1 protein-coding gene is annotated in these 458 nt (G+C 40.8%); it reads left to right on the top strand.

Annotated elements, in window-relative coordinates:
• Positions 1-435: integrase (locus tag GOQ16_RS18520; RefSeq protein WP_160070440.1), on the top strand; the 435-nt coding region annotated here is incomplete at its 5' end.
• Between the last annotated feature and the right edge of the window lie 23 nt (positions 436-458).

Genomic DNA, 458 nt, shown 5'->3' with positions numbered 1-458 from the left:
GCGGGGCATTTTGGAGCATCGAAAACAGCAGCTAAGGTCTTGCAATCAGGGTTCTATTGGCCTTCATTGTTTCAAGATGCATTCGTATTTGTAAAAAGGTGTGATAGGTGTCAAAGAACCGGAAATATCTCAAGGAAGAATGAGATGCCTCTTAATAGCATTCTGGAGGTTGAATTGTTTGATGTGTGGGGGATTGACTTCATGGGACCATTCCCACCTTCTTTCTCCAATAAGTACATTTTGGTTGCAGTGGATTATGTGTCCAAATGGGTAGAAGCAGTAGCATTACCAACCAATGATGCTAAGGTGGTGATTGGATTCTTGAAGAAGTATATTTTCACACGATATGACACTCCTCGAGCTATCATAAATGATAGGGGCAAACATTTCTTCAATCATCATTTTGAAGCATTATTGGCTAAGTATGTCGTTTGACGCCGAATTGCCACACCATATCA

It is taken from the genome of Sphingobacterium bovisgrunnientis (genome assembly GCF_009829085.1).
Taxonomy (GTDB): domain Bacteria; phylum Bacteroidota; class Bacteroidia; order Sphingobacteriales; family Sphingobacteriaceae; genus Sphingobacterium; species Sphingobacterium bovisgrunnientis.
The sequence above is the reverse complement of the archived record's forward strand: the minus strand, read 5'-3'. Positions and strand labels throughout refer to the sequence as shown.